Origin of the sequence: Niveibacterium sp. COAC-50 (assembly GCF_013184235.1) — a bacterium.
Classification (GTDB): Bacteria; Pseudomonadota; Gammaproteobacteria; order Burkholderiales; family Rhodocyclaceae; genus Niveibacterium; species Niveibacterium microcysteis.
In genome coordinates this window covers 345,353-360,207 of sequence record NZ_JABCJM010000004.1, presented here as the reverse complement: position 1 = coordinate 360,207, position 14,855 = coordinate 345,353, and the positions used below count along the sequence as shown (strand labels likewise).

The window sequence follows — 14,855 nt, the reverse complement described above, 5'->3', positions numbered from 1 at the left end:
GCTTGGGTGACGCGTCAGGAGATCGGTGCTTAAATGTGAAAGCGGTTTCATTTTGCGGCGCGGCGCCTGGGCGTGTTCAAGCCTATGCAAGCCAAAGGCTGGCCGGGCTTTGACCCTGGATGGAAGGGCCGGCTTGCGCGTGTTCGCCGTCTGGTTTGCCGGGCTTCGCCGTCCGGAGCTCCACTAACTTTCGGTCATACAGAGATGTCTGTTACCTCCCCCTTTACTCCGCTACACGGCGCCCAGCTGCAGCGGTTGCAATGGCTTGTGGCCGGCGACCTTGCCCTGGGTGTCGATGTCGCCAAGGGCGGGCGGATCGTTTCTTTCTCGCGCAACGGCGAAGAGATCCTGACCCCCGCTTCGGTCCATCCCGACAACTATGGCTCCACGCTCTGGGATTCCCCGCAGCGCACCTGGGACTGGCCGCCGCGCCCGGTGCTCGATACGCAGCCCTACCTCGCCAGCCGCGAGGGCGACACGCTGGTGCTTGAAAGCGGGATCGACCCGAGTGGCCTTCAATTCACCAAGCGCATTCGCGCTGAGCCCAGTGCCGAGCGGATCGAGCTGGAATACCGCATCACGAACCGAGGCGATACGCCGGTGCACGTGGCGCCGTGGGAAGTGACCCGCACCACGGGCGGCCTGAGCTTCTTTCCGTTCGAGGCTGCCGAAGGGCTGCCGGAGACTGACCTGCATCCCGTCATCAAGCAGGACGGCATCTGCTGGTACCCGTTCGCGCCGGCGGTACTTGAGAAAGGGCGCAAGCTTTTCGAGCTGGGGCGTGAGGGTTGGTTGGCGCATGTAGGCAGCGGGCAGCGATTGCTATTCGTCAAAACCTTCCCGGTCACACCACTTGAGTCCTTTGCGCCGGGCCAGGGCGCAATCGAGATCTGGGGGCACGACGACGCGCTCTATGTCGAGCTGGAGAATCACGGCCCCTACGTGCAGCTCGCGCCGGGCGAAGCGCTCAGCTACCCGGTGTGCTGGTATCTCGAGCCGCTGCCGGCCGCGTTGCGTGTGGGCGTCGGTGAGCCAGGGCTGGTGGCCTTGGCGCGGCGCATCGCTGCGCGCTGATGCCGTGCCCGCCCGTTGCCTGATATCCGCCATGGTCCGCTGCGCAGGAAAAGCAAGATCGAGGGGGGCAGGTGACGCGGCTTGTGCCATTGCGTCGGGGAGGGTTGACGCGCCTTACCCCCGGAGCGCTACACTGGCGCCGTACTGAAAGCGCTTTCAAAACATAAAACAGCCTTTCAGGTCGTCCAAATCCAGAGGAGATGAGCATGCGTGTATTGATCAAGCGCCGCGTCATTGCGGCGGCCGTTGTGGCCGGACTGTGCGGATCGGCGGCAGACGCCGCGACGACCATCACGGTTGCGGCATTCCCCGCCCTCGATGCGGCGGTGAAGGCGGCGATTCCCCTCTACAAGAAGCTGCATCCGGATGTCGAGATCAAGCTGGTGAGCCTGGCCTACGCCGACCACCATGTGGCGATGACCACCTCGCTCGCGACCGGTGCCAACCTGCCGGACGTGATGGCGGTTGAAGTGGGCTTCATCGGCAAGTTTGCCGAATCGGGCGGCCTGGAAGACCTGGGCAAGCCGCCGTACAACGCGGCGCAGTTCAAGGACAAGTTCGCGCGCTTCACCGTGCCGCAAGCCACCGGCCCCAACGGCAGCCTTGCTGCAATTCCGGCCGACATCGGCCCCGGCACGCTGCTGTATCGCAAGGATCTGATGGACAAGGCCGGCGTAACCGAAGCCGACCTGACCAAGAGCTGGGAGTCGTACATCGAGTCCGGCAAGAAGCTCAAGGCCGCCACCGGGGCCTACCTGGTCGCCAGCGCCGCGGACATCAAGGACATCTACATCCGCTCGGGCCTGAAGGATGGCGAAGGCGTGTACTTCGACAAGGCCGGCAAGAGCGTGGTCGATACGCCGCGCTTCGTGAAGGCTTTCGAGTTGGCCAAGGCGGCGCACACCGCCGGTGTCGACGGCAAGATCAGCGCGTGGAGCAACGAGTGGTCCGAGGGCTTCAAGCGCGGCCAGATCGGTACGCAGATGATGGGTGCCTGGCTCGCCGGCCACCTGCAGACCTGGCTTGCACCGAACACCAAGGGTGCCTGGCGTGCCGCGCAGCTGCCGGCGGGTGCCTTCGCGTCGTGGGGCGGTTCGTTCTATGCGATCCCGACCAAGGCGGCGCATAAGCCGGAGGCTTGGGAGTTCATCAAGTTCCTCACGCTCGACAAGAACATGCAGATCGAGTCGTTCCGCAAGCTGGACGCCTTCCCTGCCCTGATCGAAGCGCAGAACGATCCGTTCATCGATCAGCCGATCGACTTCCTCGGCGGCCAGAAGGCTCGCCAGTTGTGGAAGGTTGCGGCGGAGAAGATCCCGGCCATCGATGTCGACAAGTACGACTCGATCGCGCAGGAAATCGTGAATGCCGAGCTCGAGAAAGTGATCGAGCAGAACAAGGACATTCCGAAGGCGCTGGCTGACGCCAAGGCCTTGATCGAGCGACGCGCCCGCCGACGCTAAGTTCCCCCGGCCGGGGTGGGCTTGTCCTTCTCAACCCCCCCCTCTCCCGAGAATCACCCCGGCCACCTTTTCTTTCGGAGAGTATTGCAATGGAAGCGCCGATGTCTATCACTCGGTCGGGTGCTGCTGCGCCCGCGAAAAGCCGCCGCAGGCTGCAGCCGTGGGAATGGGCACCCTATGTGTTCATCAGCCCGTTCTTCATCCTGTTCCTGTGCTTCGGGCTCTTCCCGCTGCTGTTCTCCGTCTGGCTTTCGTTCCACTCCTGGGATGCGGCAACCGGCCTCGGTGGCATGGTCTGGGTCGGCATCGAAAACTACGAATTCGTGCTGGGCGATGAGTGGTTCCACAAGTCGCTCTTCAACACCATCTGGCTCGCCATCGCTTCTGGTCTGCCGCAGCATCTTGTCGCGATTCCGCTGGCCTTCTTCGCCCACACCTACCTGGCGAAATACCGCAACACCGTGGTCGGCATCTACTTTCTGCCGTTCATCACGTCGAGCGTTGCGATTGCGCTGGTCTTCAACTCGCTGTTCTCGCGTGACTTCGGCATCGTCAACCTGGTGCTGACGTCAGTCGGCAACTTTGAAGTCGCCGGCCTCCATCCGCTTGCATGGCTGTTCCCGACGTCCAACATCGATTGGGGCCAACCGCAATACACGAAGCCGATGATCGCCTTCGTCGTGTTCTGGCGTTATGTCGGTTGGAACACGGTGCTCTACCTCTCCGCGCTGCAGACGATTCCGCACGATCTGTACGAGGCTGCAACGATCGACGGCGCCTCGCGCCGCCAGCAGTTCTGGTACATCACGCTGCCGCTGCTCAAGCCAATGATGTTCCTGGCGGTGACGATGACCATCATCGGCAACCTGCAGTTGTTCGAAGAGCCTTTCATCATCACCGGTGGCACGGGCGGCCTGGATCAGGCCGGCAAGACCGCCGCGATGCACATGTACAACACCGCCTTCGTCGACAGCGATTTCGGCACCGCCAGCGCCGTTGCGTGGGTGCTCTTCATGTTGATCGCGCTGCTGACGGTGGTGAACAACAAGATCTTTGCGCAGAAGGATTGAGGCCATGGCTATCGTCACAAAGCGCGTGAGCCCGACCCGTTGGTTTGCGTATTTCATCGTCGCCGCGGGCTCGATCATCATGCTTGCGCCGTTCTGGTTCATGTTCGTGTTTGCTACGCACACGAATACAGAAATCCTCTCGGTGCCGCCCCCGGTGTGGTTCGGCGACGCGTTCGTCGGCAACCTCAATCTGCTGCTCGATAAGCTTCCGTTCTTCTGGAAGAACCTCGGCTGGAGCTTCTACATCGCGATTGCGGTCACCGTGCTGAACCTGTTCTTCTGCTCGCTCGCTGGCTATGCGTTTGCGATGTACCACTTCAAGTACAAGGAGCGCTTGTTCGCGGTGATCATGGCCACGGTGATGCTGCCGTCCTTCGTCGGCATGATCCCGACCGCTCTGGTGATGAGCTGGCTGGGCTGGATGAACCAGCCCAAGGCGCTGATCATTCCGGGCGCTTGCGGAGCCTTCGGCATCTTCATGATGCGCCAGTACATCAGCTCGGCGATTCCGCGTGAGCTGACCGAAGCGGCGCGCATCGATGGCTGCAGCGAGTTCGGCATCTACTGGCGCATCGTGCTGCCGCTGATCACACCGGCACTCGGCACGCTGGGGCTCGTCACCTTCATCGGCACCTGGAACAATTTCGCCGGCCCGCTGATCGTGATCCGCGACATGGAAATGTTCACCGTGCCGCTTGCGCTGCGTGCGCTGCAAGGTACTGGCCAAGTGCCGTGGGGTGCGATCTCCGCCGGTTCTGCGATTGCTGTGCTGCCGTTGCTGGTGATCTTCGTGATCTCGTCGCGTCGCCTGATCGCGGGCCTCACTTCGGGTGCCATCAAGGGCTGAGGCCCTCGTGCCAGACCAACCGCGAACCATGAACCCGACAGCCTCTCCTCTGTGCGAAGCCCTCACGAAGCAGCCGTTTCCGGCTGACTTTGTGTGGGGTGTCGCAACGAGCGCTTATCAGATCGAAGGCGCCGCCAACGAAGGCGGGCGCGGCCTGTCGATCTGGGATGTGTTCGCCGGTGAGTCGGGCAAGGTGGCGGGTGGCGACACCGGTGCTGTGGCGTGCGACCACTACCACCGCTATAGCGAAGATGTCGCGTTGATGCAGCAGCTGAACATCGACGCGTATCGTTTCTCGATCGCCTGGCCGCGGGTGCAGCCCGACGGCGCTGGTGCCTGGAACGAGCAGGGCTGGGACTTCTACGCGCGTTTGCTCGACGCGCTCGACGAAGCAGGCATCGCCGCGCATGCCACGCTGTATCACTGGGATCTGCCGCAAGCACTGGAAGAAAAGGGCGGCTGGCGCAACCGCGACACGGCGGCCCGATTCGCGGACTACGCGGCGGAGTTCGCCCGTCGCTTCGGCAACCGCGTGAAGACGATCGCGACGCACAACGAACCGCTGTGCACCGCGATGATCGGTCACGAAGAAGGGCGCTTTGCGCCGGGCCTGAAAGACCGCAAGGCGGCCTACCAGGTCGCGCACAACCTGCTGCTGTCACATGGCCTGGCGATGCGCGCGATGCGTGCCGTCGGCGCGAGTGCTGCGCTGGGCATCGTGCTCAACCAGTCGCCGGCGTATCCGGCAGCTGCGACCGACGAGGCTCGCGGTGCTGCGCGCCTAGCCGATGCGATGGTGAATCGCCTGTTCATGGACCCGCTGTTCCGCGGCGCCTACCCGGCCGATCTGCTCGCTCACCTGGGCGCCGATGCGCCGGATGTGCAGCCCGGCGACATGGCCCTGATCGGCGCGCCAATGGATTTCCTCGGCATCAATTACTACAGCCGCATCTGGGCTGGCGCCGCCGCCGGCGAGCGCGCGCCGTGCGAGCTGGGCGTGACCGACATGGGTTGGGAGATCTACCCGCAAGGCTTCACCGAGCATCTGGTGCGGATCGCCCGCGACTACAGCCCGCCGCCGATCTACATCACCGAGAACGGCTGTGCATGTGCCGACGTCCTCGAAGGCGATGCGGTGCACGACAGCGGCCGGGTCGATTTTCTCGCCCGCCATCTCGAAGCCCTGCGCGCGGCGATTGCGCTCGGCGCGGATGTGCGTGGCTACTTCCACTGGAGCCTGCTCGACAACTTTGAATGGGACTCGGGCTACGCCAAACGCTTCGGTCTGATTTATGTGGATTACGCGACCCAGCGTCGCGTACTCAAGGACAGCGCGCGCTGGTACGCCGCTTACATCACCGCGCAACGAAACGGCGCGACGACGCAGGGATAGAAAAATGTCGAGTGTTTCTCTTCGAAAGATCAGCAAGCGTTATGACAGCGAGGGGCCGGAGATCGTCAAGCGACTCAGCCTCGATGTGCATGACGGCGAGTTCATGGTTTTCGTCGGGCCGTCCGGCTGCGGCAAGTCCACGATGCTGCGCATGATTGCCGGCCTCGAGGACATCACCGACGGTGACCTGATGATCGATGGCGTGCGCGCCAACGATATCCAGCCCTCCCAGCGCGGCGTCGCGATGGTGTTCCAGAGCTATGCGCTGTACCCGCACATGACGGTTGGCGAGAACATGGGCTTCGCGCTCAAGCTCGCCGGCAAGCCGAAGGAAGAAGTGAAAGCCGCCGTCGGCCGCGCGGCCGAGATCCTGCAGATCTCGCACTTGCTCGACCGCAGGCCCAAGGCCTTGTCGGGCGGCCAGCGTCAGCGTGTCGCGATCGGTCGATCGATCGTGCGCAAGCCGAAAGTATTCCTGTTCGATGAGCCGCTTTCCAACCTCGACGCAGCGCTGCGCGTGCAGATGCGGATCGAACTTGCGAAGCTGCACGCCGAACTGAAGACCACGATGATCTACGTGACCCACGATCAGGTCGAAGCGATGACGCTCGGTGACCGGATCGCGGTCTTCAATGGCGGCAAGGTGGAGCAGGTCGGTCGTCCGCTCGATCTGTACAGCCGGCCGGTGAATCAGTTCGTCGGCGCCTTCCTCGGCAGCCCGCAGATGAACTTCATCGAATGCCGCGCCGGCGTGCTGCGCGGTGACGCGCTCGATCTGCACTTCGGTGATGTCGTTCGCAGCGTGCCGCTTGCCGGCATGGCCGCGCCGAGCAACGGTGACCCACTGCAACTCGGCGTTCGTCCCGAGGATCTGCTGGTGGTCAACGAAGGTCTTGGGCTCCCGGCCACGGTCGATCTGGTCGAGCATCTGGGTGACGCGACGATCGTATATGCAACGGATGTCGTGTCGCGTCAGTCGCTCACGCTGAAGGCCGCGGACTACCCGGCCGAGGTGAAGGCAGGCGCCCGCATCGGGCTGATGCCGCGCATCGGCAGCTTCCACCTGTTTGCGGCCGATGGCCGCAGCCTGACGCGCCAGTAAAGCGATGAGCCCGATCACGCACCGCATTGATGTGGCGTTGCCCGGCCAGCCGGCGCGGCCCACCGAACAGCCCACCTCCTGCCACTCCTGTGGCTATTTAGCGGCAGACCTCCCGTCACCGGAGGTCTGCCCGCCTTTCTCTGGGCGAGTGGGCGATGCAGCGCGCGTTTTCGGTTCCTTTTTTTGGTTGAAGAATGAAAGCGCTGTCATTTGCAGCGAAACCCGCGAGACGCCGCGGCGTGTTAGCGGCTTTGAATTCAACGATTTCCAGGTTCTTGGTGCGGATGCGGTCGTGAAAGCGCATTCGCAATGTAGTTCGCACAAGCCACGCGCGCTTGGCACCTGAACGCCCCCAGCGGGGCATTTACAAAAAGTGAGGAGAGCAATAATGAGGACCACTCTTACGACCGGCCGCCGTCAGATCGTCTGCGCCGTTGCACTGGCGCTGGCTGGCCTGGCTGCAACCAGCGCACGCGCCGACATCTCGGTCAGCGGCGATGTGCAGGCGCGCGTCGGCACGATGAGCCGCAGCGGCGACTGGAACACCGGCTACGACAACACCAAGACCTCGGTCGATGGTCTGTTCGCACTGTTCCTGTCCGGCACCAAGGATCTGAAGAACGGCTACAACATCGGCTTCAACTGCAACACCGTGGCGACGACGGTGAGCGGTGCGAATGGCGCGTGGCAGAGCAATGCGCTGCCGGTGCAACACAACTGGGACCCGTTCTTTGCTGCGCAGGACAACTACGCGCAAAACGGCCACGGCGGCTTCTCGTCGTACGGCGATGTGAACGGCGATAGCAAGGGCCCGATGTGTAACGACGAAGTCTACGGCACCCTGGTTACGCCGTACGGCCGTCTGCAGGTCGGTAACATCATGAACCCGATGCGCCTGCTGTATGACCTGACGACGGTTGATCCGGTCTGGGGTGACCAGCGCGGTTACTACGCGATGTCCGACATCCGCGGCAACGCGCTGCGTTACGGCAACAGCTTCGGCCCGGTCGGCGTCGAGCTGCAGTTCCAGACCGAAAGCAATGCAAACGCTTCGGGCGACAACCAGAGCAACGGCTACGCCTACACCGGTGTCATGACCTACGACTTCGGCAATGGCAGCCTGCTGGGTGCCGGCCTGTTGTATGCAGACGGCGACTTCGGCGACAAGTACGTCACGTCGAGCGGCGGCAAGGTCAACCACATGTCGTACGGCTTCACCGGCAAGACGCGCCTTGGCCCGGTCAACCTCGCGGCGACCTACCACTACGGCTACAACCGTCCGAAGGACTTTGAGCAGAACTACGGCACCAAGAACTTCATCGAAGAAGGCGACCTGACCTTCAAGGCGACCTACGACATCTCGTCGTGGAGCCTGCAGGGCTACGCCAGCTTCGAAACGATGAAGTGGAACACGCCGGCTGCCTGGGGTGCTGCCTACACGATCCGCGTGGGTGACGACGCCGGCAAGACCTTCAACCGTCTGAAGACCGAGCGCGTGAACCTGGACTTCTGGGCCCTCTACAACCTTGGTGTTGGCGCTCAGCCCTTCCTGCGCATCAACACGATCAGCAAGAAGTACACCACGCCTGATATCTCGAGCTTCGAGGCCGATACCCGCGCCACCAAGTTCGAAGCTGGCTGGCTGATGCACTTCTGATCGGTTTGCCCCTGTACCCCACAGTCGCCCCCAGGGTGGCTGCTGGGTGCTGACCCGCGTGCGGGCGGCGACATGCCGTCCGCACCGGGTGCCCCACGACCCGCCGTCAAAAAAGGTGGGCGCAGACTAAAGACCACGTTTGGAGGAGATGGCCATGAGCAGGCTCATCACGCTTGTGCTGGCAATGGGGCTGGCATGCCTTGCGTCGCACGCGGTTGCACAGACTGCGGCCCCGGTGCGTATCGGTGTCGTCGGAACATTTAGCGGCCCGACTGCCGAAGCCGGGTTGTCCATGCGGCAAGGCGTTCGCCTCGCCGTCGAAGAACTCAACTGGAAGGGCGGCCTCGCGGACCGCAAGATCGTGCTCGTCGAAGTCGATGACCAGAACGATCCGGATCGCGGCGAGGACGAAGCCAAACGAATCGCCGCGCGCGGCGGTGTCGACTATGTAATCGGATTCACCAGCAGCGCGGTCGCCATGCGGGCGCTGCAACCCCTGCAGGAAGCCGGCGTGCCGGTGCTGATCGCTGGCGCCTCTGACTCGTCGCTGACGCGCTTGTTCGAGCCGCCGATGCACAAACTCAACTACATCTTCCGCGTGGCCGCGAGCGATCTTGCCCAAGCTGACCTGATCGTGCGCGAGACGATCGATCGCCAGCATTACAAGCGCCTGGGCATCCTCGTCGAGTCATCGCCCTATGGCAACGCGGGGCGCGACATGCTGCGCGACCGCCTGCGTCGGCGGCTCTACGCGCCGCCCTTCAACGGCAAGCCGGACGATTTGCGCGCCTGGGTTCGCGATGCCGAAGGCGGCATGCTGGCGCCCTTCGTCGCCCAGTTCCAGAGTGGCCAGACCGACATGGTCGGCCTGCTCAACCAGGCCCGCGCGGCCCAGGTTGATGCCTTGGTTGTGTGGGGGCAGACCGCTGAGACCGCAGCGATTGTGCGCACCCGTGCGCGGATGGGCTGGAACGTGCCCATCGTTGGCGGCAGCGACCTTGCGAGCGCAGCTTTTGTGAAGGGCGCGGGCAAGTCGGGCCAGGCGGTACGTATGCCGACCACGCTCGTAGCCGATCCGATCAACTCGCGTCGGCAGGAATTCCTGCTCGCGCTCAAGCGCCAGGGCGGCGCCGAGGCGATCGCCGCCCTGCCGGCGGCGGCGCAAGGCTATGACGCGATGTTGCTGCTCGCAGCGGCGAGCCGGCAAGTTCAGAGTGCAGAGCGCAACGCGGTGCGCGGCGCGCTCGAATCACTCAAGGCGCCGGTCTTCGGGGTGATCACGACCTACCAGGCACCATTCTCGCGTGAGGATCACGAGGCGATCTCGGCCGACATGGTCGGCATCGGCGAGATCCAGGGCGAGCGCATCGCCTACGCCCATCGCGACGAAGTCAGCGCGATCATTCTCGGCAAGCGGATCGCCGCGGGTACGCCGCAGCGCCCCTGATCGTGTTGCGACGCACGACCTCAGCGGCGAAGCGGGCGGGACGAGGCCCGGACGATCAGTTCGGGCTGAGGCAAACGCCCCTTCGCCGGTTCGCCGTGGATCATGCCAACCAGCGCGCGCGCAGCGATCTCGCCCATCTCGTAGGCGGGCTGTTTGACACTCGTCAGCGGCGGCACGACGTAGTTGGAGACCGGCAGGTCGTCGAAGCCCACCACCGAAATGTCCTCCGGCACGCGGATCCCATGGCTATGCAGGGCAAGCCGCGCGCCGAAGGCCGATTGGTCGTTCGCCGCAAACACCGCCGTGAAGGGCGTGCGCGCCGCGATCAACTGGTTGATCGCGAGCAAGCCACCCGGCTCATGGAAGTCGGCATGCACCACCAGGTCGTCGTCCGGCTGGATGCCGGCGTCGACCAGCGCCTCGCGGTAGCCGCGCAGGCGTTCGATCGAGTCGAAGTGGTCCAGCGGGCCGGCGACGTGCGCAATGCGCTTGTGGCCGAGATCGATCAGGTGTTGCGTAGCCATGCGTGCACCGACGTAGTCGTCGAAACGCAGACTCATCAGGTTGGGGCCTTCGAGGTCGCGTCCGGTCACCACCAGCGGCACTTCCGTGGCGTAGCGGAGCAGCATCTCGTCCGGCAGGCTGCCCGTCAGCACGATCAGGCCATCGACACGGCGCGAGAGCAGGTGTTCGAGGCGCTCCACCTCGTCACGCAGCAGCCAGTGCCCGCTGACGATCAGCGGAATCGCCCCGGTGTCCTTCAGGGCGTTCTCGATCCCGCGCAGCGCTTCGCCGTAGAAGGGCGATGCAATGTCCTGCGTGAGCACGCCAATGCTGTTGGTACGCCCTTGAGCCAACCCGCGTGCGAGCGCGTTCGGGCGGTAGTTGAGCTCCTTGATCACCGCTTCGACGGCGGCCCGCTTGCGCTCACTGACGCGCGCCGATCCGTTGAGGATGCGCGACACCGTGGCCGGAGATACGCCGGCGGTTCGCGCCACCATCTCAAGCGTGATGTTCTCTGGCAGTTCGGACGGGATGGGGCGGTCTGTCGTCATGAAGTGCGGGGGGGCGAGCTGTGTTCAGGGTTGTATATCAGATCAGCCGCGTATCGCGCCTGTCGGACATCTCAAGTGTGCCAATTCTTCGGCATCACGCGACGATGTGCCGCAAAGTGCGGGCGACGTACTGCTGCACTGCAGGTATCCGTGCCGCACGAGCTGAGCTTCTTGCGCATTGAAAGCGCTTTCAATATTCTGTTCCCTTCAAACGATCCAAGGCAAGCTTTTCCCGCGAAAAGCGGCTTCGAGCGAAGAGAGAACCGAACCATCCATCACTTCCCGGCGTCCGGCGCAGCGCGGCCGGCTCGGGGTAACGCTCTCTTCCTGGTGCCACGATGAATCCAAGCTCCGAACCCGTCTACCTCGTCGATCCGGCTGATCCGCAGCGTTTCCGTATCGAGGGCTATCACCGCGCCAAGCCCTTCGCGAGCTTCTTTCCTGGCATCGCCGGTGTGATGGGCGTGCCGCTGTGGGCGTTCTACGTGAACCGCGGGCAGGGCGTCAGCAGCTTTGGTGTGCAGGACAAGGACGGCGCGATCGTCGAGTTCCAGCCGGCCAACAAGGCCTACCGCCTGACGAGCAGCACCGGCTTCCGAACCTTCGTTCACTGGACGCGCGGTGAGCGCAGCGGCTATGTCGAGCCCTTCCGTGACAGCCTCGCTGCGCGCGCGAACGAGCCGTCGCGTCACTTGAGCATCAGCCCCTGGGATCTGCGCCTCGAAGAGCAGGATGCCGCGCTGGGTCTGCGTTTCCAGGTCCGCTATTTCACGATTCCGAACGAACCGATCGCGGCCCTGGCGCGTGAGTTGGTGATCACGAACACGGCCACCGAGCCGGTCGTGCTGCAGCTTGTCGATGGCCTGCCGCAGTTCATGCCCTATGGCCTCAACGACTGGGCCATGAAGCACATGTCGCGCACGATCGAGGCGTGGTACACCGTCGACAACCTCGACCAGCGCGCGCCCTACGCACGGCTGAAGGTGACCTTCGCCGACACCGCCGAGGTGAAGCCGATCGACAAGGGGCATGCCTTCTTCGCGACGCTCACGCAGGGCGGCGAAACCCGCCTGCTCGACCCGGTGATCGATCCGCAGGAAGTGTTCGGGCGTGTCACCGATTTCGATTTTCCGGAGCAGTTCGTTGGCGGCCAGTACCGCTGGCGCGCCGAACAGCAGTCGGGCAACCGCACGCCGAGCGCGCTGGCGCATGGCGGTGTCAGCCTCGCGGCGGGTGAATCGGTGACCTTGCATGCGCTGTTCGCGAAGGTGGATAGCCTTGCGGACTGGAACGCGCGCCTGCCGCAGTACGCCACGCCCGCCTTCTTCGCCGCCAAGGCGGACGAGAACGAGCAACTGGTGCGCGCGCTGATGGATCGCTGCTTTCTCGTTACCGAGGATGCGCGGCTCAACGCCTATGCCGGCCAGAACTTCCTCGACAACCTCTTGCGCGGCGGCTACCCGCTATCGATCGGCAACGCCGAACGGCGGGATGTGCTGTACCTGTTTTCGCGCCGCCATGGTGACATCGAGCGCGACTACAACCAGTTCCGCCTCGCGCCGACCTACTTCTCGCAGGGGAATGGCGCTTACCGCGATGTGAACCAGAACCGCCGCAACGATGTGTGGTTCAACCCGGATGTCGGCGCCGCGAACATCGAGTACTTCGTCAACCTGATCCAGCTCGACGGCTACAACCCGCAAGTGGTGAAAGGGCTGCGCTACCAGCTCGACGTGGCGGCCGCACAGCCGGCGCTCGACCGCCTGGTACCGCCGGCGCTGCACGACAGCCTGCTCGGCGCGCTGGCGAAACCGTGGATTCCGGATACGGTGATCCGCTGGGCTGCGGAGCATCAGGCGACGCTGCGCGGGCCGCTGTTCGAGCTGGTTTCCGCGCTGGTGCTGGCGAGTCGCAAGCTCGAAGACGCCGAGCACGGCGAAGGCTTCTGGACCGACCACTGGTTCTACAACCTCGACCTGATCGAGAGTTTCGAAGGCCTCTTCCCGGATCGCATGGCGGCGCTGCTGACGGCCGAGCGCCGTTTCAGCTACTTCGACAATGCGGTGCGGGTGCTGCCGCGCGCGCAGAAGTACGTGCTGACAGCGAACGGCCCACGCCAGTACGAGGCGGTGGAGCTCGACGAAGGCAAGGCGGCACTGATAGCCACGCGTAGCTGCGAGGCGGACAAGGTGCGCACCCGCGATGGCGCGATCTACCGTTCCAGCCTGCTTTCCAAGCTGGTCCTGCTTGCCACGGTGAAGCTTGCAACCCTCGACCCTGCCGGCATGGGGATCGAGATGGAGGCCGACAAGCCGAACTGGAACGATTCGATCAACGGCCTGCCTGGTCTGTTCGGCTCGTCGATCAACGAGAGCCAGGAGCTGTTGCGCCTGGTGCGGCTGATCCTGCGCTGGTGCGACGACTACGCGCTGCAGGGCGCAAGCGTGACGCTGCCAGAAGAGGCCGCCACGCTGCTCGACGAGGTCCGCCATCTCGTTGCAGTGCGCCTCGGTGGCAGCATCAGCGCGTTCGAATACTGGTCGCAGGCGGCCGATGCGCGCGAAGCCTATCGTTCGCAGCTGCTGGAGGATCTCTCCGGCCGTGAGCGCCGTTGGCCACTGGCCGATCTGCGCGACTGGCTGGCCCAATCTTCCGAGCTGCTGGCTGCCGGCATTGCACGTGCGTTCGACGACAAGCTAGGCATCTGTACCACCTACTGGATGTTCGACCTGGTCGAATATGCGCCGCTTGACATGACGCGCGAGTTGCACGGCAAACCGATGCAGACCTGCCGCGCGATCCGCTTCGAAGCGAAGCCGGTGGCCCCCTTCATCGAAGGCAGCGTGCACGCGCTGCGGCTTGCGCAAGACACTGCGGCCGCCGCGCGGATTGCCGCCGGGGTGCGCGAATCGGAGCTCTACGACGCACCGCTGGGCATGTACAAGGTGAGCGGGTCGACACAGCGGATGCCGCTCGAGATCGGCCGCCTGCAAGCCTTTACGCCGGGCTGGCTGGAGAACGAGTCGATCTTCCTGCACATGGCCTACAAGTACCTGCTCGAGCTGCTGCGTGCGGGGCTCTACGACAGCTTCTGGCAGGCAGCGCACAGCGGTCTGGTGCCGTGGCGTGACCCCGCTAAGTACGGCCGCTCGATCTTCGAGAACGTCTCCTTCATCGTCACCAGCGCCAATCCGGATGCGTCCTTGCACGGCAATGGCTTCTCCGCGCGCTTGTCGGGCAGCACCAGTGAGTTCTACAACATGCTGCTGCTGGCGATTCTGGGCGAACGGCCGTTCCGCCAGGGCGACGATGGTGCGCTGGTGTTCGAAGCACGCCCGGCGCTGCCTGGTGAGCTGTTTACGACCGACGCGCGGCATGTGCGGCGCGCCAGCGCAAGCGGTATCGTCGCCCCCGGGCCGAGCGGCAAGGAGGTCGCACGCGAAGCGACGCTGCCCGCCGGTTCGCTGGCATTCAGCATCCTTGGCGACTGCCTGCTGGTGCTGGAGAACCCGCTGCGTCGCGACACCTGGGGCCTGGACGGTGTGCAGGTGCAGGGCTATCGGGTCCATTACAACGATGGCGTGCGGCATACGATCAGCGGCCGTCAGCTGCCAGCGCCGCATGCGCAGGCTTTGCGCGATGGCGCAATCGAACGATTGACGGTGGTGCTTGGCCGGGAGGCCGGCGACGCCACCGGTTAGGCAAGACAACAACGCAAGCCGGTGCGGCGCGAGGGCGCGCCGACCG

At 64.2% G+C, this 14,855-nt stretch carries 11 protein-coding genes; 10 read left to right on the top strand and 1 reads right to left on the bottom strand.

From position 1 onward, the window contains the following. The first annotated feature begins 204 nt into the window (after window positions 1-204). The 9 genes from HH302_RS17140 to HH302_RS17100 all read left to right on the top strand — a co-directional run bounded on the left by HH302_RS17140 (window position 205) and on the right by HH302_RS17100 (window position 10,053). Complete coding sequence (locus HH302_RS17140) at window positions 205-1,074, top strand: DUF4380 domain-containing protein (RefSeq protein ID WP_172203468.1); 870 nt, start codon at window positions 205-207, stop codon at window positions 1,072-1,074. A gap of 206 nt (window positions 1,075-1,280) precedes the next feature. Then, the gene (locus HH302_RS17135) at window positions 1,281-2,537 is read left to right on the top strand and encodes an ABC transporter substrate-binding protein (protein WP_172203467.1); all 1,257 of its coding nucleotides are present in this window, start codon (window positions 1,281-1,283) and stop codon (window positions 2,535-2,537) included. Window positions 2,538-2,638: 101 nt separating this feature from the next. Beyond that, complete coding sequence (locus tag HH302_RS17130) at window positions 2,639-3,607, top strand: carbohydrate ABC transporter permease (protein ID WP_172203466.1); 969 nt, start codon at window positions 2,639-2,641, stop codon at window positions 3,605-3,607. A gap of 4 nt (window positions 3,608-3,611) precedes the next feature. Continuing rightward, window positions 3,612-4,454, top strand: a complete 843-nt coding sequence (locus tag HH302_RS17125) for a carbohydrate ABC transporter permease (RefSeq protein WP_172203465.1) — start codon at window positions 3,612-3,614, stop codon at window positions 4,452-4,454. Window positions 4,455-4,482: 28 nt separating this feature from the next. Next, window positions 4,483-5,847, top strand: coding sequence for a GH1 family beta-glucosidase (locus HH302_RS17120; protein WP_172203464.1), 1,365 nt, complete (start codon window positions 4,483-4,485; stop codon window positions 5,845-5,847). A 4-nt stretch (window positions 5,848-5,851) separates the two neighbouring features. After that, complete coding sequence (locus HH302_RS17115) at window positions 5,852-6,949, top strand: ABC transporter ATP-binding protein (protein WP_172203463.1); 1,098 nt, start codon at window positions 5,852-5,854, stop codon at window positions 6,947-6,949. Between the two features lie 4 nt (window positions 6,950-6,953). Further along, on the top strand, window positions 6,954-7,295 hold the full coding sequence (locus tag HH302_RS17110) for a hypothetical protein (protein ID WP_172203462.1): 342 nt from the start codon (window positions 6,954-6,956) through the stop codon (window positions 7,293-7,295). Between the two features lie 42 nt (window positions 7,296-7,337). Next, on the top strand, window positions 7,338-8,606 hold the full coding sequence (locus HH302_RS17105) for a porin (RefSeq protein WP_172203461.1): 1,269 nt from the start codon (window positions 7,338-7,340) through the stop codon (window positions 8,604-8,606). A gap of 154 nt (window positions 8,607-8,760) precedes the next feature. Continuing rightward, entirely contained in the window at window positions 8,761-10,053 is a 1,293-nt protein-coding gene (locus tag HH302_RS17100) for an ABC transporter substrate-binding protein (protein WP_172203460.1), read from the top strand. Window positions 10,054-10,073: 20 nt separating this feature from the next. On the opposite strand, the gene HH302_RS17095 is transcribed toward HH302_RS17100, so the two are convergent. Continuing rightward, a complete protein-coding gene (locus HH302_RS17095) occupies window positions 10,074-11,108 on the bottom strand; it encodes a LacI family DNA-binding transcriptional regulator (protein WP_172203459.1) in 1,035 nt (344 codons plus the stop codon). A gap of 338 nt (window positions 11,109-11,446) precedes the next feature. Here HH302_RS17095 and HH302_RS17090 point away from each other — a divergent pair, with 338 nt between their 5' ends. Then, complete coding sequence (locus HH302_RS17090; protein WP_172203458.1) at window positions 11,447-14,809, top strand: hypothetical protein; 3,363 nt, start codon at window positions 11,447-11,449, stop codon at window positions 14,807-14,809. Window positions 14,810-14,855 lie beyond the last annotated feature (46 nt).